Genomic DNA, 18,079 nt, shown 5'->3' on the forward strand with positions numbered 1-18,079 from the left:
CCAGTGGTTAAATTGCCTTTTGTGAGATAGTGGACCACTCTACAAGGCAATCCACGCACTCGATACTGGCCTGCGCCATTCACGACACCCACCCGAAATTGCACAGGACACCCTTCGCTATGTCGTCAACCGATCTGGACTCGCCCGCCACCGAAGCCGATGGCGGCGGTGCGTCGCAGACGAGGCAACGCGCGGTCGACAACGTCCCGGGACTGAAGTCTTACGGCACGCTGTTCGGCTCGTCGCCCGTCATGCTGGATCTTTATGAACAGATCGACCGCGTGGCCGCGACGGACGCGACCGCGCTCATCATCGGCGAATCGGGCACGGGCAAGGAACTGATCGCCCGCACGATTCACGAACACAGCGCGCGCAAGGACGGCGCGTTCGTCGCCGTCAATTGCGGCGCGATTCCCGACGAACTGATCGAGGCCGAACTGTTCGGCCATGAAAAAGGCAGCTTCACGGGCGCGGTCCAGGGCCGCGTCGGCTATTTCGAGCACGCGAACGGCGGCACGCTGTTTCTCGACGAAGTCACCGAAATGGCGCCCGTGCGTCAGGTCAAACTCCTGCGCGCGCTGGAGACGGGCACGTTCTATCGCGTCGGCGGCACCGAGCTGATTCGCGGCGACGTGCGCGTGATCGCCGCGACCAATCGCGACCCGGCCGTCGCCGTGAAGGAAAACGGCCTGCGCGAAGACCTGATGTACCGGCTCGCCGTGTTCCCGCTGCGCGCGCCGCCGCTGCGCGAACGCGAAGGCGACCGCGAACTGCTCGCGCTGCATTTTCTCGACGAACTCAATCGTCAGGAAGGCACGAACAAGGTCTTCAGCAAGCGCTCGATGGAAACGCTGCGGACGTGGTCGTGGCCCGGCAACGTGCGCGAACTGAAGAACGCGGTGTATCGCGCGTTCATTCTCGCGGAGAAGGCGGTCGAGCTGCCGCATCCGCATCTGATGTCGCGCGTGAAGAAGCCCGTCACGGTCGGCGATTCGATGAGCGTGTGGATCGGCACGCCGCTCGCCGATGCGCAGAAGCAGATCATCCTCGGCACGTTGAAGTATTGCGGCGGCGACAAGCGGCGTGCGGCCAAAGCGCTCGGCGTGAGCCTCAAGACGCTGTACAACCGGCTCAGCGCGTACGGCGACGAAGAGTCGAATCCCGACGACAACTGACGTGCATCGGCACGCGCGGCATTGTCGTGCGCGCCGGTTTTGCGCTGACTTTCTCGCGCCGTTTTTTCTCGATTCCCTGCGCGGCTTCCCGTGAAGCCGCTTCCCCTCTCCCGTCGAAACGCACCCCCGCGCACGCCCCTCGCACGCTTCGTTCAGGCATGCGAACTGCTCATTGCCCAACCAGAAAGACCACGGCCTCGCAGCATGTTTTGCAATTGCTTGCATTTTCCTATGCCAATTACAAAACGCATCCTGCACAATGCCGCAGCGAAAAGATCAGACGTAGCTGCCTTCGCGCAGGCGCGCTCCAGGCGCCGAAGGCACGAGCAGGAGCAATGACGAACAAATGCAAAAAGCCACGCACCGCGACAAGCACTTCGCGCAGCCCACACTCTTGCGGCGCGCAAAATTTCCGAGCGTCCTGCCGATTGCAGCACTGGCTGTCGCCCTCTCCGCGGCATTGAGCGGTTGCGGCTCGCTCTACTCGGAAGGCGCGACGGCAGGCGCAGGTATCGCGGGCGCGGCCATCGCCGCGAAGGTGACCAACAATGCCGCCGTCGCGACGGGTATCGGCCTTGGCGCAGTCGCAGCGGCACGCGCGGGCGTGCAGTACTCGGAACGCGTGATCCATCGCAACACTCAGGACAGCATCGCCGTGGCGGCGGGGCCGCTTGCGGTGGGCGCAATCGCGCCGTGGAGCATCACGCATTCGGTACCGCTCGAAGAAGACGAGCATGGCCGCGTGACCGTCAGCCGCACGATCAGCGCGGGCGAACTCGACTGCAAGGAGATCGTGTTCTCCGTCGACAAGTCCGCGACCAAGAACGTGCAGGCGTCGAGCGCGTTCTATGTGGCGTCGATCTGCCGTGACGGCAGCGCGTGGAAGTGGGCGTCGGCCGAACCCGCGACCGAGCGCTGGGGCTCGCTGCAATGAACGCGCGCGACGCACTCGCAATCGGACGCGTGAGCGGCGCAACAGCCGCGCGGCTCGCGCTGGTCGGCGCGCTGTGCATTGGCGCAGGGGCGATCGTCAGCGGCTGCAGTTCGGCTTCCGTCGGCGCGGCGGCAGGTGCTGGCGCGGGCGCGGCGACGGGCATCGTCACGGCCAATCCCGCTGTCGGCATTGGCGTCGGCATCGCCGTCCAGGCGGCCACCGACGAAGCCGTCGCGCACTATCTGCGCGTGATGCACACGGATCAACAGGACGTGATCGCCGCGCTTGCGGGCGCGATGCCCGTCGGCGAAACGCGCGACTGGAGCGTCAAGCACACGCTGCCCATCGAAAACGGTCACGGCCAGGTGCGCGTGACGCGTGCCTTCGCGTCGTCGCTGGCGATCTGCAAGGAGTTCGTGTTCTCGGTCGTCGACGGCGACAAGCCCGACTCGAAGGTCTACTGGTACACGGCGAGCGCCTGCCAGGGCGACAACAAGGGCTACTGGAAGTGGGCATCGGCGGAACCGGCGGTCGACCGCTGGGGCAATCTGCAGTAACGCCTTCGAATCACACCATTCGAATCGCCAGAAAAAAGGGGAGCCGCGGCTCTAATGCCGTTCAGTTAAGGTCTCTTTTGAGGAACCGAACGGTATAGCGAAACGGTCTGGATTTGACGGCCCGAGCGCAACTGCGCCCGGGCCGTTTGTCGTTGGGAAGTTGCTTGAGCCGCTCGCGCAGGCGCCTGAGCAGCGCTGGCAGTTTGCCGTACGAGCGCGTCACGGCCGCCCACGTCATTTCGTACTGAATGGTGTGAAACGCGCGGATGAAGCTCAGCTCGTCGGGTGCGTGCCGGGCGTCGAGTGCCGCCCTGGCCATCTCCAGGCGAATCAGGTTATAGGCGATCAGAGCCCCCCAGAACTCCTGATAGACACCTTGTACGGTCTGGCTGCGAAGGGTCAGTTCCATGCCCAGCATCGACTGCTTCAGTTCATGGTAGCTGGTCTCGATCTGCCAGCGACGCTCGTAGCACGACACAATGTCAGCCGCCTTGAAACGCCTTCGATCAGTCAGGGACGTGAGCAATGTCCGTTGCCGGCCACGTGCATCGACGGCCAGCACGGCGCGCGCCTGCCAGAATTCGGGCAGCTCGGGGCATTTCGTGCGGGCCTGCGGCGACACACGCATGCGCACGATCTGGTCACCGTCGCACCCGCTCACGACCTCCCAGCGCAGGTTCGATCTGGCCGGGATGATGAAATGCCGGTTCTCGCCGCCTGAAGCCAGATTGCACAGGATCTGGGCCGACAGGAACCCCTTATCAAAAACGGTAATGGAGTTGTCTGGCACACGAGGGATGAGCTCACGCGCCCAGATCATCTCATTGATATCGTAAGGGCCGAACCCGGCATCACACACCAGATGCGTCGCCAGGGCGGTGAGCGTGACCGCGCGCAGTTGGGGATAGCTGCCCACCCGACCGTGAGCGGCAGCCGAGGCGCCGAAATGCCTGCGGTTGGCGACACTGTCGGTGGTTCGCAGCGTCGTGCCATCCATCGCGAATAGCGAGAATCCCTTGAACAGGTACTTCGCCTGATCCTGCGCGATCCAGTTCCGGGCCGATTCATGAAACAGCCACGCCAGGGGGGCGGCGCCGATACGCTGCCGCGCCTGGGCGATGGCGCTCTTGCTGACAAATGACGCATCGGGTGCGGGTAGCGCAAGGTCCAGTTCATCGACGACCTCGCTGATCGACTGGTGCCGATACAACGCCAGCGCAATCACTAGCCACACGACCTGCTGTGCGGGTAGCCGACGCCGACGCACGCTGGCACTGCCACTGGCCTGCACCGCATACTCGATCCATTTGTACGGCAGATGCTGGCCCAGCCGGTCCCAATCGAGCGGCGGCTGTGATTCAACAAGGAGGCGCAAATCATCGACCAGCATGGCGATGAAAGTTAACATCGCCACGCCGCGTTTACAACCAATTCGAGCTACCAATAAAAATGCCGTTCAGTCGCTTAACTGAACGGCATTAGAGCCGCGGCTCCCCTTTTTCATAGCACTACCCTGCTGGAAACCAGGCAATCAGGCAACCAGGCAATCAGGACTCGACGTCCTCGAGACTGAAGATTTCCGTCTGGTCGTTATACGAGAAAATTTCCGCGTAACGGCCCCAGTTGATGACGGCGTCGAGCGTCTCTTCGGCGGCGCTGTCCGACAGGAAGTCTTCCAGCTCCTGCTCGAAGCGCACGCGCGGCGCGCGATGCCCCGGGCGCTCGTTCAGCACCTTCTTGATCCGCGCCGCGAGCGGCACGTGCTTCAGCAGGTGATCCGCGAACATCAGCTTTCGCTCCTGCGTACCGAACTCGGCGAACACGCGCGCGGGCGGCGTCAGGAAAATGTCGCCCTCGCGGACGTCGGCGAAACCCAGGTGCTGCAGCACTTCGGCGATAGGGAACAGATCGTCCACTTCCAGATGCAGCGAGCGCGCGATTTCCGGCATGTCCGCGCGGCCGTGATACGGCGCGGCAGCGAGCGTTTCGATCAGACCCGCCATCAGGTTGGTCGACACATGCGGCAGCCAGCTATGCAGCTCCAGGCCCTTCTTGGTCTTTTCGTCCGTCTGACGCGCCGTCATCTTCGCGTAGATGTCGTCGACGAGACGCCGGAACGCCGGGTCCAGACGGTTGCGCGGATGCTTGAACGGCACCTTGATCTCGGCGATCACGCGGCCCGGATTCGACGACAGCACGAGAATCCGGTCGCACATGAACACGGCTTCCTCGATGTTGTGCGTGACGATCAGCACCGACTTGATCGGCATGCGGCCTTGCGTCCACAGATCGAGCAGGTCGGTACGCAGCGTTTCGGCCGTGAGTACGTCGAGCGCGGAGAACGGCTCGTCCATCAGCAGCAGCGTCGGATCGACAACGAGTGCGCGCGCAAAGCCCACACGCTGGCGCATGCCGCCCGACAGCTCGCGCGGATACGCGTTCTCGAAGCCGTCGAGACCGATCAGGTCGATCGCAGCGAGCGCGCGTTCGCGGCGCTCGCGCGCGCCCACGCCGAGCGCTTCGAGACCCGCTTCCACGTTCTGCAGCACGGTCAGCCACGGAAACAGCGCGAAGGTCTGGAACACCATCGCGACGCCTTCGGCGGGACCTTTGAGCGGCTTGCCCATGTAGGTCACTTCGCCATCCGTCGGTTCGATCAGCCCGGCGATGATGCGCAACAGCGTCGACTTGCCCGAGCCCGAACGGCCCAGCAGACCGACGATCTCGCCTTCGCGCAGCGACAGATTGGCATCGTCGAGAACGAGCAGTTCGCCCTGCGTCTTGTTGAACCCGCGGCACACGTCCTTGACGCGCAGGATTTCTTCGCCGAGGCGCGGCGGCATCGGCGGTGTCTGGACGGGCGTGGCCGCCGTTACGGTTTTCGGATTTTGCATCGCGTTATGCCTTCAATGAATCTCAATCGAGCCGCAGACGGCTTTCGGCGTAGGCGTACAGCGGACGCCACAACACGCGATTGAAGAGGGACACGAACAGGGACATCACCGCGATGCCCAGAATGATCTTCGGATAGTCGCCCGCGGCCGTGTACTCGGCGATATACGCGCCGAGTCCGTGCGCGGCGAGCTTCGTGTTGCCCCACTGCACGGCCTCCGCGACGATGCTCGCGTTCCACGCGCCGCCCGAAGCCGTGATTGCGCCCGTCACGTAGTACGGGAACACGCCCGGCAGCATCGCCTGACGCCACCATTGCCAGCCGCGGATACGGAAATTCTTCGCGGCTTCCTTGTAGTCGTTCGGATAGGCGCTCGCGCCCGCAATCACGTTGAACAGGATATACCACTGCGTCCCGAGCACGATCAGCGGCGAGAGCCAGACGTCCGGGTTCAGATCGAACTTGACGATCACGATCACGAAGACCGGGAACAGCAGGTTCGCCGGGAACGCGGCGAGGAACTGCGCGACGGGCTGAACCTTCTCGGCCAGCGACGGCCGCAAGCCGATCAGCACGCCGACAGGCAGCCACACCACCGATGCCAGCGCGATCAGCAGCGTCACGCGCAGCAGCGTGAAGAGACCCAGCACGAACACGTGACCGACTTCATCGAGCGTGACGCCCGTGCGCACATAGGCGATCACGCGATACACGACGAACGCCGTCACCAGCACGACGATCACAGCCCACACGATGTCGCCCGTCTTCGACGGCTTGTGGTCGACGGGCTTCGCGAACTTCACCGCGCTCATGCTCGGCCAGCGGATGGGCACGCGCGCAGCCTTCGCGAACATCCAGCCGATGGGCACGAGCAGACGGTGAATCAGGCGCGTGCGGCGGATCAGGTCGAGCAGCCACGACTCGGGCGCGTCGCCGGAACTCGTGTTCTCCATGCGGAACTTGTCCGTCCACGCGACGAGCGGACGGAACAGGAACTGGTCGTACGCGAGGATCACGACGGTCATCGTCAGGATCACCCAGCCGATCGCGTGCAGGTTCTTGTCGGCGATCGCCTGAGCCAGATACGCGCCGACGCCCGGCAGCGTGATCGTGTGATTGCCGACCGTGATTGCTTCCGACGCCACCACGAAGAACCAGCCGCCCGACATCGACATCATCATGTTCCAGATGAGGCCGGGCATCGAGAACGGCACTTCGAGCTTCCAGAAACGCTGCCACGATGTGAGGTGGAAACCCTTCGACACTTCGTCCAGATCGCGCGGCACCGTGCGCAGCGACTGGTAGAAGCTGAAGGTCATGTTCCACGCCTGGCTCGTGAAGATCGCGAAGATCGCGGCCAGTTCGGCGCCCAGCACGCGCGACGGAAACAGCGCGAGGAAGAACGTCACCGTGAACGAGATGTAGCCGAGCACGGGCACGGACTGCAGGATGTCGAGAATCGGCACGAGCACCTGCCCCGCGCGACGGCTCTTCGCGGCGAGCGTGCCGTAGACCAGCGTGAACACCAGCGACGCCACCATCGCGGCCAGCATGCGCAGCGTGGTACGTAGCGCGTACTCGGGCAGGTTCGCGGGGTCGAGCGAAATGGGCGCGCTCTGCAACGTCGAGATGGGCGCCATCGTCTCGTGGAAGCCGACGACGGCCATCGCGATCAGGCAGATGATCAGCGGGAACGCGATGAAGTCCCAACGGTTGGGCAGCACCCGCCACGCCGACGCATTGGCGGTCCGGTTCAGGGTGAAGCTGAAGAAATCCATCAGGCGGCCCTCCCGTCGCGGCGGGACGCGCCCATGCCGCAAGCCATGATGGTCACGCTCGCGCCGTCATGAATGGCGGCCGCGCGACGGTCCGAGGATCGATCCGGAAAGCTGAATTCAGGCATGGCAAAACGCAAATGCGCGGTAAATCGTTGGCGTTGAATACGCATTGGCCGGCGACGAATACGTTGCGCGGCGCCCCGTGCGGGCCTGCACTCACGGCCGGCGCAATCGTGTTGCGCGGGCCGCCGCCAGCAGGCCGGCGAGCTTTCCTCATTTTGGACGGCACGACACTACTACAACCTGTGTGACAGAAACAACCGTTGACATTCAAATGTCACGCTGAATGGTTCCACAAAGGCTTCTGTAAGCAGCAGGCCGCGTGGCGCAAGGCGACAGGCTTGCCACCCGCTTGCAGCGAACCGTCGCGTGCGAGCCACATCCCGAGCCACATCCGATTGGCCGCGCCGCTATTCAGAAAGTCACGCCAGAGGCCGTTAATACCCCACACGGGACTTTCTCGCGCGCAAATCCCGACTGGCGTTGGGCCGCGCGGCGGTTAAAATCGGGAAGCGGCGAACACCTGCTGGCCGCCGGCGACGAGGACGGCGGCGCGGCGCATTATCCTGGCTCCGTGCGGTGCGCGGCAAGAATCGACAGGAGCGGCCCAGCGCCGGCGCGTTGCAACGAGACACGTTGTTGCATGAATCAGTCAGACGGATCAGAGGGTCGATGAAAAGGACAACCTTGCGCCAGGCATTGGGACCGGCCAGTTTCGTACTGGTCGTGCTCGCATGCTGGTTCGCATCCGGCCTGGTCGCGGACCGGATGGTACAGCAAGAACTGGATACCGCACTGCGCCAGCAGCGGCAGATGTCCGCCTCGATCGTCTACAACATGGCCGAAGTGATCGCGAGCGACCTGGCGATGTCGCGTGCCATACCCGCCACCATGGCCGAGCTCGGCGTGATCCAGCAGGCCCTGACGCATTCGCAGAATTATGCCGCTTCAGGCGTCGACCTGGAACCCGCGCACCGCGAAGAGCTGTTGAAATCGCCGGAACTGGCGGGCATCGACGGCTTTTTGCGCGACGCCCAGGGCTTCTCGGGCCTCGACATCATCTGGCTCGTCAACGCCAACGGACTGTGCGTCGCGGCGAGCAACGCACAGAACACGCATTCGTTCGTCGGCCTCGACATGCGCTCGCGCAGCTACCTCACCAACGCGCTGCTCGGCGCATTCGGCGAAGCATACGGCGTCGGCCGCATGAGTGGCGAGCCGGGCATCTTCATTTCGGCGCCCGTCTACGACGACGGGCTGCTGGTCGGCGCGATCGTCGCCAAGGTCGGCATCGCGCGGCTGCGTCACTGGGTGGCGCACGCGGGCACCTTCGTCACCGACGACAACGGCGTGATCATCATGGCGCACAACGCGACGCTCGAAGGCCAGGCGATGCCGGCCTCGCGCGTCACGCAGATGAGCGCGACCGAGCGCATGAGCACCTATCATCGCGACCGCTTCCCCGCCGTCCAGATCCGGCCCGTGAAGAGCCAGGTGCGCGGCGATGCGCCGTGGGTGCCCACCGAGATCGCCGATCAGCTGTTCGACATGCCCGGCCAGCCGATCCCGACGCTCTATCAGTCGCGCAGCGGCCTGAACTCCGGGCTGTCCGCGCATCTCGTCGATCCGCTCGTCGCGTGGCCCGAACTGATGCGCAATCACAAGCGCGATCATCTGCTCGTGTTCCTGACGCTCGCGGGCACGGTGGCGCTCGCGTGGGTGATCACCGTGTCCTATCTGCGCGAGCGGCGCCATCACCGCGCGACGCGCGTGCTCGCCGAGCAGTTGCAGTCGGCGAACACGCTGCTGTCGGCGGAAGCCCGTCACGACGCGCTGACAGGCGCGCTGTCGCGCCGCTATTTCCTCGACCTGCTGCGCCATGAAATAGACCGGGCTCGCGCGACGGGCGAGCCGCTGTGCATGGCGATCGCCGACCTCGATCACTTCAAGCAGATCAACGACCGCTTCGGGCACGCAGCCGGCGACCGGGCGCTCGAGCATTTCGTCGATACCTGCCGCACCGAGCTGCGCGGCAGCGATGCGATCGGACGGCTGGGCGGCGAAGAGTTCGGCATTCTGCTGCCCACTACGCCGCTCGGCACCGGGCTCGAAGTCGTCGAACGGCTGCGCGTGCGGCTGAAGGCGACGCCGTCGTCGAAGCTGCCGCAGTCGGTGGGCTTGAGCGTGAGCATCGGCATTACGGAACTGTCGGCGGAAGACCTGCCCGAGCGCATCATCAGCCGCGCGGACCAGGCGCTCTACGCCGCCAAACAGGGCGGCCGCGACCGCAGCGAAGCCGTGCCGCCCGACGACACCGCGCCGCCCACGCGCGCGCCCGTCAACGCCTGGTAATTGTCATTCCCAGCGGGAGTCGAAGACTGGCCAGCGATGCACACTGCATCGCGCGTGTCGAAGCCGACGGGCAAGCGGAGCACAAGCAGGTATCATCGACTTTCATACGAAAGTTGTGATCACCGCTTTACGCTCCCCCGGAGGTTCGCATGAAGGGAAATCTGGTCATCGTCTGCCGCGATCAGGACGCTGACGCTTTCGATCATCTGCTCGCAGAATACGGCGCGTTTCAGACGCGCCTGTCGTCGACCACGTGGTATCTGAAGCTGGACGTGGCACCCGAAGTGATACAGGACGAGATCCTCGCGCGTCTTGGCAAGTACACGACGCACTACATCTTCGAGGCCGACACGGTGACGTGGAACACGGTGGACAGCGAAGCCGCCGCCGCGCTCAACACGCTCTTCACCGAGTAAAGCGCATCAATCTCTGCGCGGGGTTTCGCGGGGCCTCTCGCGTTACACGCCCCGCCCTTCTCGAATCTTGAAACGCCGCGCAGTCAATCCGCGCGGCGCATCGCACTCATCCCCAGACGCTTTCCGACGCGGTTGCCGTGCGCGACACCATCTCAAGCGGGAACGTCATCAGCACGCGCAAGCCGCGCCCACCGCTCGCCGCGTCGTTGTTGCCGATCTGCCATTCGCCGCCCGCACGCCGCACGAGCCGCTCGACGATCGCAAGGCCGAGACCGCTGTGGCCGTTGCCGCCGCGCGCCGGATCGAGCCGCACGAACGGACGGCTCGCGTTGATCAGATCCTGCGCGGCAATGCCGTTGCCGTTGTCGGTGACCGTCAGCGTGAAGCCTTGCGGCGTGCGCGCCGTCGCCACGACGACGGGCGGCGCACCGTACGCATGCGCGTTGTCGAGCAGATTGGACAGGATGCGATCGAGCGTCGCGGCAGGCAGCTTGAAGCCGGGGCCCGCGCGCAGATCGGTCTGCACGGTCGGCGCACCGCCCGAGACGGCACGGTAGCTGCGCACCACGCGCTCGCACTGGCCGTCGACATCTACGGGTTCGCTACGATCCGCGCCGTCGTGCGCAAACACGAGAAACTGCTCGACGATGTGCGTCATCGAATCCACATCGCGCACGACACCGTCGCGCATCTTCGCTTCTTCCATCATCTCGGCACGCAGCCGCAGACGCGCGAGCGGCGTCTTCAGGTCATGCGCGACGCCTGCCAGCATCACCGCGCGATCATTCTCGGTGCGCGCCACTTCCTGCACCATCTGGTTGAAGCCGTGCGTCAGTTGCCGCAACTCGCGCGGACCGCGTTCGCGCACAGGCGGCACGGGCAGCCCGCGCCCGAAACGCGTCACGGCCTGCGCGAGCGAGCGCAGCGGCTGCTGTAGCTGCCACGCGGCGAACAGCGCCGCCATCACGCCCGCCGAGAAGATGATGCCGAGCCACAGCACCATCCGGTCGAGCGAGCGCGGCGGCCGCAGCGGCTGCACGGGCACGACGATCCAGCTGGCGTCGCTGGCTGCGCGCACCCACAGCGTGGGCGGCTTGCCGGGCGTGCCGACGCGCACCTGCGTCGAAGTAGGCAGACGGTCGCGCACGTCGTCGACGAAACGGTCGAGCGGCGGCGGCAGATTGGGTACTTCGGCGGGCACGTCCGCGCTCGCGGGATCGACGAGGCGCACGCGCGACGGCAGCGGCTGATCCGGCTCGCGTCTTACGTGATCGCGCACGGCGTCGACGAGGAACACGGCCTCTTCGACGGCATAACGCGTCTGCGACTGGTTGCGCTCGAAGCGAACCAGCAGGTACCACGCGAAATGCGACACCAGCAACACGCACACCACGAGCAGCGCCAGCCGCCCGAACAGCGAATCAATTGGACGCCGCATGTTGCTCGCCGTCGGGGACGAACACGTATCCGCGTCCGCGCACTGTCTGAATGAAGCGCGGCACGGACGGATCGGTTTCGAGAATGCGGCGCAGGCGCCACACCTGCACGTCGATGCCGCGGTCGGTGCCGTCGTATTCGGGACCGTGCAGCAGTTCGAGCAGGCGCTCGCGCGTGAGCGTGCGCATCGGGTGATTGACGAAAATCTTCAGGAGCGCGAATTCGCTGCCCGACAACGTGAGCGGCTTGCCTTCCTGATGCAGCGTGCGCGACTGGAAGTCGAGCGTGAAACGGCCGAAGGAGAACGGCTCGCGCTGTTCGGGCGCGGCCGCCGACGGCAGCGTCTTGCGGCGGCGCAATACCGCCTGCACGCGCGCCAGCAGTTCGCGCGGATTGAACGGCTTGCCGAGGTAGTCGTCCGCACCGAGTTCCAGCCCGACGATGCGGTCCACGTCGTCCGCGCGTGCCGTGAGCATGATGACGGGAATGTCGTCGCCCGAGGCGCGCAGCTTGCGCAGCGCCGTGAGGCCGTCGACACCCGGCATCATCAGATCGAGCACGATCAGGTCGGGCCGTTCGCGCTCGATACGGCGTTCCAGGGAACTGGCGTCGTGCAGCACCGAAACCTCGATGCCTTGACGGGCCAGGTAGTCGCGCAGCAGGTCGCGCAGTTCGACGTCGTCGTCGACGACAAGAATTTGAGTAGCCATGGTTTGAAGTGTAACGCGCGCCCCGATGCGTTTCCGACCCATCCGACCCGCCAAAGGGTTACCGGGTGTTACCGCGAAAGGCGCACGTAATGTCGCGTAACTTCCGCAAGGATACGCGTAACACGGCCCTCGTTCGATGCCTCTACGCTGTGCCTTACCGAATGCACGCCAGTTCACCTTCGAGACGGGCGGCATCGTCGGCTAGTTGATCAAGGAGCACAGTAATGTCCAAAAAAACATCACGCTTTCTCGCCGTTGCCGCTGCATCGCTCGCACTGAGTCTCGGGTCCGCCTTCGCCGCGCAGCCGTCGGACGGCCCCGGCGGCCCGGGCATGGGCCACGGCGGTCCGGGCTGGCATCATGGCGGCTTCATGAAGGAACTGAACCAGTTGCACGGGCAACTGAAGCTGAACGCGGACCAGGAAAAGTCGTGGCAGGCCGCGCTCGACACGATGAAGCAAAGCCATGACGCCGAACGCGCGAATCACGAGCAGATGCGCCAGCAGTTCAAGCAGATGCAGCAGCAGCCCATTCTCGATCTGAACGCGATGCACGCCGCGCATCAGCAGATCGAGCAGAAGGATGCGCAACTGCGCGAACAGACGTCGACGGCATGGCTCAACTTCTACAACGGTCTGAACGACCAGCAAAAGACCACCGTCAGCACCGCGCTCAAGCAGCACTTCGCGAAGATGGAGCAGCGTCATCAAAAGATGCGCGAGCGTTGGGAAAAGCATCGCGGCGGCGACGCGGCGGCTTCCGCTGTGAAGCCGTAAGCGGCAAACCCGATCGCACAATAGAAAACGCCACGGAAGGCAACTTCCGTGGCGTTTTTTATGACCCGCTCGAACGTCTGTGCTTAGCGCAACTGTCCCAGATCGAACAGCAGCACTTCCGCGCCTTCGCCGTTCTCGACGGTGATGCTGGTGGCGTCCGTGACCATCGCGGCATCGCCGGCCTTCAGCGCTTCGCCGTTGACCGTCACCGCGCCGCGCGCGACATGCACATACGCCTGACGCCCCGCCGCGAGCGCGTATTCGGCGCGCTCCGCACCATCGAAGAGACCCGCGTGGATCGACGCATCGGCGTGAATCGTCACCGAGCCGTCGCGCCCTTCCGGCGACGCCACCACGCGCAGGCGCCCGCGCTTGTCCGCGTCTTCGAAGCGCTTTTCCTCGTAGCCCGGCTGATCGCCCGCGCGCTTCGGAATGATCCAGATCTGCAGCAGGTGCAGCGGGTCGTCTTGCGAGCCATTGAACTCGCTGTGCATCACGCCCGTGCCCGCGCTCATACGTTGCACGTCGCCCGGACGGATTGTCGAGCCGTTGCCGAGACTGTCGCGGTGCGACAACGCGCCGTCGAGCACATAGGTGACGATTTCCATGTCCCGATGCCCGTGCGTACCGAAGCCCTGCCCCGCGGCGATCCGGTCCTCGTTGATCACGCGCAGCGGACCGAAGTGCATGTGCTCGGGATCGTGGTAGTCGGCAAACGAGAAGCTGTGCTTCGCGTTCAGCCAGCCGTGGTTGGCGTGGCCACGCTCGTCGGAACGGCGGATCCTGATCATCTGACTCTCTCGTGAAAATTGGCGATGACGGAAATGTATGGGCTGCGCGCACGCGAAACAATCCGCGCCACCGCACCGGATCGTTTCAGAAATCACGGCAATGGCGCGAGGCCGCGCGACGCGCCGCGCATCGGCCGTCCCGCCGCCGTGGGAACGGGCGGCAGCGTGCCGCTGCGACGTGACGCACACGCATGTCTCTGGCGGCAAAGGGCTTTTTCCCTATTGAGATTACTGGCACCGCTCGCCGGTTCGGGTAAAATACCGCGCTTTTTGGAATGGGTCGGCGCGCCCCGGGGAACGGACGCCTGCGGACGGCCTCAGACCAGAACAGCATCGAAACAATCCGCCGCCAGTTCGGGCAGCGCATTTTTGTCCGCCTAGAATGGCGACGGCCGGCCGCAAGCGGCTGTCGTCGCCGCGCAGGCGCCGCGGCGATGGAAGTCAGGAGAAACATGAAGAAGTACGCACTGTGCGTGGCGCTCGCCGTCATGGCTTCGGGAGTCATGGCAAAAGAATGGAAAACCGTGCGCATCGGGGTCGACGCCAGTTATCCGCCGTTCGAATCGATGGCGCCGAGCGGCCAGATGGTCGGTTTCGACGTCGATCTGACCAAGGCGCTGTGCGCGAAGATGAACGTGAAGTGCGTGTGGATTCCGCAGGATTTCGACGGCATCATCCCGGCGCTCAAGGGCAAGAAGTACGACATCATCGTGTCGTCGCTGACCGTCACCGACAAGCGCCGCGAGCAGATCGACTTCTCCGACAAGCTGTTCGACGCGCCCGCGCGCATGATCGCGAAGAAGGGCTCGCCGCTGCTGCCGACGGCGCAATCGCTGAAGGGCAAGCAGGTCGGCGTCGAACAGGGCACGACGCAGGAAGCGTACGCGAAGGCGTACTGGGAACCCAAGGGCGTGACGATCGTGCCTTACCAGAACCAGGATCAGGTGTACGCGGATCTGACGACGGGGCGTCTCGACGCCGCGTTGCAGGACGAGTTGCAGGCCGATTCCGGCTTCCTGAAAACGCCGCGCGGCAAGGCGTTCGCGTGGGCCGGCCCGGAAGTGAAGGACGCGAAGACGATCGGCGAAGGTACGGCCATCGGCGTGCGCAAGGAAGACGGCGATCTGAAGGCGATGCTGAACAAGGCGCTCGCCGAAGTTCACCAGGACGGCACGTTCACGAAGCTCGAGAAGCAGTATTTCGACGTCGACATCTATCAGAGCCGCTAAACGAATCACCAGCGGCGCTAACAAAAGCTCGGGGCTGGCCCGGATGGGCCCGCCCATGAGCTTCGTAATACAGTCGGACCCAGCAGTAGATCAGGCAACAAACGCAACAACAACGGAAGCAAAATACGCGCTGCCGGCCGCCCAAGCTTCACAGGCCAGGCAGTCAGATTCGCACAGCGGCATGCTGTGCGCCGCACGGGAGACATCGAAGGCAAGCGGCATCCGCCTTCGCACGAACCGCCGCAGCGTACGCATTGCCGCGTCTTTCGCGGCGCGCGGGAGCGTCGTCAAGGACTCGCTATGTTCTTTCAAGGCTACGGCCCGATCATCTTTGCCGGCACGGTGCAGACCGTCAAGCTGGCTATCCTGTCGCTCGCGCTCGCATTCCTGCTCGGCCTGCTGGGCGCGGCAGCGAAGCTGTCGAAGAACCGGGTGACGTACAGCATCGGCACGATCTACACGACGCTGATTCGCGGCGTCCCCGATCTCGTGCTGATGCTGCTGCTCTTCTACAGCATCCAGATCTGGCTGAACAACCTGACCGACATGCTCGGCTGGGATCAGATCGACATCGATCCGTTCGTCGCCGGCGTCGCCGTGCTCGGCTTCATCTACGGCGCGTACTTCACGGAAACCTTCCGCGGCGCCTTCCTCGCCGTGCCGCGCGGCCAGCTCGAAGCGGGCGCCGCGTACGGCATGACGGGCTGGCAGGTGTTCGCCCGGATCATGTTCCCGCAGATGATGCGTTTCGCGCTGCCCGGCATCGGCAATAACTGGCAGGTGATGGTCAAGGCGACGGCGCTTGTCTCGATCATCGGTCTCGCCGATGTCGTCAAGGCTTCGCAGGATGCCGGCAAAGGCACGCTGCGATTCTTCTTCTTCACGCTGATGGCAGGCGCCATCTATCTGCTCATCACGACGGCGTCGAACTTCGTGCTGATGTACCTCGAAAAACGCTACTCGACTGGCGTGCGCAAGGCGGAACTATGATCGAGCTGATCCAGGAATACTGGCGCAACTATCTGTATACGGACGGCTACCGCTTCACGGGCGTCGCCATCACGCTGTGGCTGCTGGTCATCTCGATCGGCCTCGGCTTCTGTCTCTCCGTGCCGCTCGCGGTCGCGCGCGTGTCGAAGAAGAAGTGGCTGTCGACCCTGGTGTGGCTGTATACGTATATCTTCCGTGGCACGCCGTTGTACGTGCAACTGCTGCTCTGCTACACCGGTTTGTACAGCCTGGAAATCATCCGCTCGAACGCGCTGACCAATGCGTTCTTCCGCGACGGCATGCACTGCACGCTGCTCGCCTTCACGCTGAACACCTGCGCGTACACGACGGAAATTTTCGCCGGCGCGATCAAGGCGACGCCGTACGGCGAGATCGAAGCGGCGCGTGCGTACGGCATGTCGCAGTTCACGCTGTATCGCCGCGTGATCCTGCCGTCGGCGCTGCGCCGCGCGCTGCCGTACTACAGCAACGAAGTGATCCTCATGCTGCACGCCACCACGGTCGCCTTCACTGCGACGGTGCCGGACATCCTGAAGATCGCGCGCGACGTCAATTCGGCCACCTACCGTTCGTTCGATGCGTTCGGTATCGCCGCCCTGCTCTATCTGATCATCTCTTTTGCGCTCGTCTGGCTGTTCCGCCGCGCCGAGCGCCGCTGGCTCGCTTATCTGCGCCCGCAAGGCAAGTAACGACGGCGTACAAGCAAGTCAAGGAACCCGATGAACACTCCAGCAACACCGCAAATGCTTTTCGTCGACAACCTGCACAAGCAGTACGGCGACAATGAAGTTCTCAAGGGCGTCACGCTGCGCGCGAACCGCGGCGACGTGATCAGCGTGATCGGCTCGTCCGGTTCGGGCAAGAGCACGATGCTTCGCTGCATCAACTTTCTCGAGCAGCCGAACGCCGGACGCATCTTCGTCGAAGGACAGGAGATCCGCACGCAGAAGGACAAGCACGGCGCGCTGCGCGTGTCGGACGCAAAGCAGCTGCAGAAGATGCGCACCAAGCTGTCGATGGTGTTCCAGCACTTCAATCTGTGGACGCACATGACGGTGCTCGAGAACATCATCGAAGCGCCGCTACATGTGCTCGGCATTCCGCGCAAGGAAGCCGAAGAGCGCGCGCGTACCTATCTCGAGAAAGTGGGTCTCGCGCCGCGCCTCGAGAAGCAGTATCCGTCGCATCTGTCGGGCGGCCAGCAGCAACGCGTGGCCATCGCCCGCGCGCTGACGATGAACCCCGACGTGATGCTGTTCGACGAACCGACTTCGGCACTCGATCCCGAACTGGTCGGCGAAGTGCTGAAGGTGATGCAGACGCTGGCTGAAGAAGGCCGCACGATGATCGTCGTCACGCACGAAATGGCGTTCGCCCGTAACGTGTCGAATCACGTGATGTTCCTGCATCAGGGACGCGTCGAGGAAGAAGGTCATCCGGACGAAGTGTTCAGGAACACGAAGAGTGAGCGTCTGAAGCAGTTCCTCTCGGGCAGCCTGAAATAACGCTGAAATGTAGTTTATGTAGTATTACAGGGCGCTTACCGGCGCCCTTTTTTATTTCCGCGCGGCCTCGCTCTTCCTCTCCTGCGGGCCCAAAAGCTTCGGCGTCCCAACATCTGCGCGAACGACAGTTCAAAACCCGCCTACTCCCGACTTTTTTCCTCGTCAATAGTGGCAATCCTTGACCCAAGTCATTAACAACGGTGTGTCCTTTACCTGACAAGGCCAGAAGCCCGTTCTGCGGCCCTCTGGACCCCACTTGTCTCATATTGGTATTGCAATTTAGAGACATCTTTACCGAGCATCACTAATTTATTCGCCAACCGGGGGGTATTTTGCTAAATTAGTAACGAAAGTAGCAAAACAAAGTTCAAGAAAAGTAGTTTCACTTCAAAACGAACGAACAGGAGATACCGGTCGCGAGGGATCGGAAAGACGATCAGACAGCCAGCAAGGCT

General features: G+C 63.7%; 16 protein-coding genes. 10 read left to right on the forward strand and 6 right to left on the reverse strand.

Annotated elements, in window-relative coordinates; translation table 11 throughout:
* The first annotated feature begins 119 nt into the window (after positions 1–119).
* The 3 genes from QEN71_RS24805 (at position 120) to QEN71_RS24815 (ending at position 2,666) form a co-directional block, all read left to right on the forward strand.
* A complete protein-coding gene (locus QEN71_RS24805) occupies positions 120–1,175 on the forward strand; it encodes a sigma-54 interaction domain-containing protein (protein WP_201653896.1) in 1,056 nt (351 codons plus the stop codon).
* Positions 1,176–1,521: 346 nt separating this feature from the next.
* A complete protein-coding gene (locus tag QEN71_RS24810) occupies positions 1,522–2,109 on the forward strand; it encodes a hypothetical protein (protein ID WP_201653893.1) in 588 nt (195 codons plus the stop codon).
* Positions 2,106–2,666: a hypothetical protein gene (locus QEN71_RS24815; RefSeq protein ID WP_201653890.1), complete on the forward strand. Its 561-nt coding sequence runs from the start codon at positions 2,106–2,108 to the stop codon at positions 2,664–2,666. The genes QEN71_RS24810 and QEN71_RS24815 overlap by 4 nt, the downstream gene beginning before the upstream one ends.
* A gap of 61 nt (positions 2,667–2,727) precedes the next feature.
* Here the strand turns inward: QEN71_RS24815 and QEN71_RS24820 are convergent, their stop codons facing one another.
* The 3 genes from QEN71_RS24820 to QEN71_RS24830 form a co-directional block, all read right to left on the reverse strand.
* Positions 2,728–4,056 (reverse strand): IS4 family transposase, encoded by a 1,329-nt coding sequence (locus QEN71_RS24820; RefSeq protein WP_422662192.1) that lies wholly within the window; start codon positions 4,054–4,056, stop codon positions 2,728–2,730.
* Between the two features lie 157 nt (positions 4,057–4,213).
* Complete coding sequence (locus QEN71_RS24825; protein ID WP_201660866.1) at positions 4,214–5,560, reverse strand: ABC transporter ATP-binding protein; 1,347 nt, start codon at positions 5,558–5,560, stop codon at positions 4,214–4,216.
* A 22-nt stretch (positions 5,561–5,582) separates the two neighbouring features.
* On the reverse strand, positions 5,583–7,337 hold the full coding sequence (locus tag QEN71_RS24830) for an ABC transporter permease (RefSeq protein ID WP_201660868.1): 1,755 nt from the start codon (positions 7,335–7,337) through the stop codon (positions 5,583–5,585).
* A gap of 732 nt (positions 7,338–8,069) precedes the next feature.
* Between QEN71_RS24830 and QEN71_RS24835 the strand changes: the two genes are divergently transcribed.
* Entirely contained in the window at positions 8,070–9,749 is a 1,680-nt protein-coding gene (locus QEN71_RS24835) for a sensor domain-containing diguanylate cyclase (RefSeq protein WP_201660871.1), read from the forward strand.
* 149 nt (positions 9,750–9,898) lie between these two features.
* The gene (locus QEN71_RS24840) at positions 9,899–10,165 is read left to right on the forward strand and encodes a hypothetical protein (RefSeq protein WP_028365641.1); all 267 of its coding nucleotides are present in this window, start codon (positions 9,899–9,901) and stop codon (positions 10,163–10,165) included.
* 106 nt (positions 10,166–10,271) lie between these two features.
* Here QEN71_RS24840 and QEN71_RS24845 read toward each other — a convergent pair whose 3' ends face one another.
* Both QEN71_RS24845 and QEN71_RS24850 read right to left on the reverse strand, forming a co-directional pair.
* Positions 10,272–11,603 carry an ATP-binding protein gene (locus QEN71_RS24845; protein ID WP_201660875.1) on the reverse strand — a complete coding sequence of 444 codons (1,332 nt, stop codon included), beginning with the start codon at positions 11,601–11,603 and terminating at the stop codon, positions 10,272–10,274.
* On the reverse strand, positions 11,587–12,312 hold the full coding sequence (locus QEN71_RS24850) for a response regulator (RefSeq protein ID WP_007587938.1): 726 nt from the start codon (positions 12,310–12,312) through the stop codon (positions 11,587–11,589). Before QEN71_RS24850 ends, QEN71_RS24845 begins: the two co-directional genes overlap by 17 nt.
* A 224-nt stretch (positions 12,313–12,536) precedes the next feature.
* Here QEN71_RS24850 and QEN71_RS24855 point away from each other — a divergent pair, with 224 nt between their 5' ends.
* Positions 12,537–13,088, forward strand: coding sequence for a periplasmic heavy metal sensor (locus QEN71_RS24855; protein WP_201660878.1), 552 nt, complete (start codon positions 12,537–12,539; stop codon positions 13,086–13,088).
* Between the two features lie 83 nt (positions 13,089–13,171).
* Here QEN71_RS24855 and QEN71_RS24860 read toward each other — a convergent pair whose 3' ends face one another.
* Positions 13,172–13,879 carry a pirin family protein gene (locus tag QEN71_RS24860; protein ID WP_201660881.1) on the reverse strand — a complete coding sequence of 236 codons (708 nt, stop codon included), beginning with the start codon at positions 13,877–13,879 and terminating at the stop codon, positions 13,172–13,174.
* A 452-nt stretch (positions 13,880–14,331) separates the two neighbouring features.
* On the opposite strand from QEN71_RS24860, the gene QEN71_RS24865 reads away from it, so the two are divergent.
* The 4 genes from QEN71_RS24865 (at position 14,332) to QEN71_RS24880 (ending at position 17,624) form a co-directional block, all read left to right on the forward strand.
* Positions 14,332–15,108 (forward strand): ABC transporter substrate-binding protein, encoded by a 777-nt coding sequence (locus tag QEN71_RS24865; protein WP_201660883.1) that lies wholly within the window; start codon positions 14,332–14,334, stop codon positions 15,106–15,108.
* Positions 15,109–15,408: 300 nt separating this feature from the next.
* On the forward strand, positions 15,409–16,098 hold the full coding sequence (locus QEN71_RS24870; protein WP_201660886.1) for an ABC transporter permease: 690 nt from the start codon (positions 15,409–15,411) through the stop codon (positions 16,096–16,098).
* Complete coding sequence (locus QEN71_RS24875; protein ID WP_201660889.1) at positions 16,095–16,808, forward strand: ABC transporter permease; 714 nt, start codon at positions 16,095–16,097, stop codon at positions 16,806–16,808. Before QEN71_RS24870 ends, QEN71_RS24875 begins: the two co-directional genes overlap by 4 nt.
* Before the next feature lie 30 nt (positions 16,809–16,838).
* Positions 16,839–17,624, forward strand: a complete 786-nt coding sequence (locus QEN71_RS24880; RefSeq protein WP_290468222.1) for an ABC transporter ATP-binding protein — start codon at positions 16,839–16,841, stop codon at positions 17,622–17,624.
* The last annotated feature ends 455 nt before the right edge of the window (positions 17,625–18,079 follow it).

The sequence above is a fragment of the Paraburkholderia sabiae genome (assembly GCF_030412785.1).
GTDB lineage: Bacteria > Pseudomonadota > Gammaproteobacteria > Burkholderiales > Burkholderiaceae > Paraburkholderia > Paraburkholderia sabiae.

Excerpts from the sequence above, each read along its gene's own strand:
- QEN71_RS24805 (WP_201653896.1), top strand. The coding sequence starts at position 120 with ATGTCGTCAACCGATCTGGACTCGCCCGCCACCGAAGCCGATGGCGGC.
- QEN71_RS24810 (WP_201653893.1), top strand. The coding sequence starts at position 1,522 with ATGCAAAAAGCCACGCACCGCGACAAGCACTTCGCGCAGCCCACACTC.
- QEN71_RS24815 (WP_201653890.1), top strand. The coding sequence starts at position 2,106 with ATGAACGCGCGCGACGCACTCGCAATCGGACGCGTGAGCGGCGCAACA.
- QEN71_RS24820 (WP_422662192.1), bottom strand. The coding sequence starts at position 4,056 with ATGCTGGTCGATGATTTGCGCCTCCTTGTTGAATCACAGCCGCCGCTC.
- QEN71_RS24825 (WP_201660866.1), bottom strand. The coding sequence starts at position 5,560 with ATGCAAAATCCGAAAACCGTAACGGCGGCCACGCCCGTCCAGACACCG.
- QEN71_RS24830 (WP_201660868.1), bottom strand. The coding sequence starts at position 7,337 with ATGGATTTCTTCAGCTTCACCCTGAACCGGACCGCCAATGCGTCGGCG.
- QEN71_RS24835 (WP_201660871.1), top strand. The coding sequence starts at position 8,070 with ATGAAAAGGACAACCTTGCGCCAGGCATTGGGACCGGCCAGTTTCGTA.
- QEN71_RS24840 (WP_028365641.1), top strand. The coding sequence starts at position 9,899 with ATGAAGGGAAATCTGGTCATCGTCTGCCGCGATCAGGACGCTGACGCT.
- QEN71_RS24845 (WP_201660875.1), bottom strand. The coding sequence starts at position 11,603 with ATGCGGCGTCCAATTGATTCGCTGTTCGGGCGGCTGGCGCTGCTCGTG.
- QEN71_RS24850 (WP_007587938.1), bottom strand. The coding sequence starts at position 12,312 with ATGGCTACTCAAATTCTTGTCGTCGACGACGACGTCGAACTGCGCGAC.
- QEN71_RS24855 (WP_201660878.1), top strand. The coding sequence starts at position 12,537 with ATGTCCAAAAAAACATCACGCTTTCTCGCCGTTGCCGCTGCATCGCTC.
- QEN71_RS24860 (WP_201660881.1), bottom strand. The coding sequence starts at position 13,879 with ATGATCAGGATCCGCCGTTCCGACGAGCGTGGCCACGCCAACCACGGC.
- QEN71_RS24865 (WP_201660883.1), top strand. The coding sequence starts at position 14,332 with ATGAAGAAGTACGCACTGTGCGTGGCGCTCGCCGTCATGGCTTCGGGA.
- QEN71_RS24870 (WP_201660886.1), top strand. The coding sequence starts at position 15,409 with ATGTTCTTTCAAGGCTACGGCCCGATCATCTTTGCCGGCACGGTGCAG.
- QEN71_RS24875 (WP_201660889.1), top strand. The coding sequence starts at position 16,095 with ATGATCGAGCTGATCCAGGAATACTGGCGCAACTATCTGTATACGGAC.
- QEN71_RS24880 (WP_290468222.1), top strand. The coding sequence starts at position 16,839 with ATGAACACTCCAGCAACACCGCAAATGCTTTTCGTCGACAACCTGCAC.